This window comes from Pseudomonas sp. MB-090624 (genome assembly GCF_003205245.1).
In the GTDB taxonomy this organism is placed as follows: domain Bacteria; phylum Pseudomonadota; class Gammaproteobacteria; order Pseudomonadales; family Pseudomonadaceae; genus Aquipseudomonas; species Aquipseudomonas juntendi.
The window spans coordinates 1-936 of the sequence record NZ_QJRK01000112.1 but is presented as its reverse complement, the minus strand read 5'-3'; the positions used below and the strand labels follow the sequence as shown (position 1 = coordinate 936).

Here is a 936-nt window from a genome sequence, read left to right as displayed (position 1 = left end):
CAGGCTGTTGCGTGCCAACCCCAACATCGCCCCCGCCCCGCCCACGGCCTGCTCGGGGGTGATGTTCAACTGACTGCCCAGGGTGTTGAGCAAATCGGCCTGCGCCTGGGGCGCCTTTACCTGGCCTTGCTGTTGCTGGTTTTGCATGGCGAATACGGCGTTGGCAGCGTCGCTGAGGCTGAATGCGAACACCGGGCTTACGCCAGGGTTAACAGAGTTGCCAGGGCGAATGCTTTCATTGGCAGGGACCTCGTTGGCCGGGATAGCCTGGGAACCGCGAATGTGACTTGGATTTCGCAGGATTGTTAAGCCTCGACTGTCAACCTCTCTTGTCGTCCGCCTCGGTGCTGATGACCTGTTAAAACTGCCAGTTGTACTGGGTATTCAGACCGCGCAGAGTTCCGATACAGCAGCCAACATTCAGGTCACCACCATGCGCCCCTCTTCCACCAGCAAGAAGGCACAGGCTCGAGCGCCTCAGCGAAGCCTGCATTTTTATAAAAATGGTCATTTGGCAACAGAAGTAGCCACGCTGGGCAATCGTCACGTGTTATGGGCAAATGACGTGGTGCTGGCTCAACTTGATCAATCGCAAACAGCGAAAGTACTTCGAGTTGACTTTGCTAATTCAGTCCTAGGATCCGCATCTGGCTCAGCGGTGTATTCACCCTACGGATATCTGGCTACGGAAAAATTGCAAGCGCTTCTTGGATTCAACGGGCAGTGGTGTGATTCCCGTACTCATGGTTACCCCCTGGGTGCAGGACGTCGACTATACAACCCCGCACTGATGCGTTTCTGCAGCATTGACCCATTGAGCCCATTCGATAAAGGTGGGTTGCACCCAGCTGCTTACTGTGGAGGTGACCCTATTAACCGCACGGACCCGAGTGGTCGCTTCTTCCAACGGATTCGGAAGTTATTTGCCCCTACCCC

General features: G+C 55.6%; 1 protein-coding gene and 1 pseudogene. One reads left to right on the top strand and one right to left on the bottom strand.

Annotated elements, in window-relative coordinates; genetic code table 11:
* Positions 1-239, bottom strand: a pseudogene (locus DMX12_RS28850) (DUF2780 domain-containing protein); the annotation flags it as partial.
* 194 nt (positions 240-433) lie between these two features.
* Here DMX12_RS28850 and DMX12_RS28845 point away from each other — a divergent pair.
* On the top strand, positions 434-936 hold a 503-nt coding region (locus DMX12_RS28845), incomplete at its 3' end, for an RHS repeat-associated core domain-containing protein (RefSeq protein WP_146226891.1).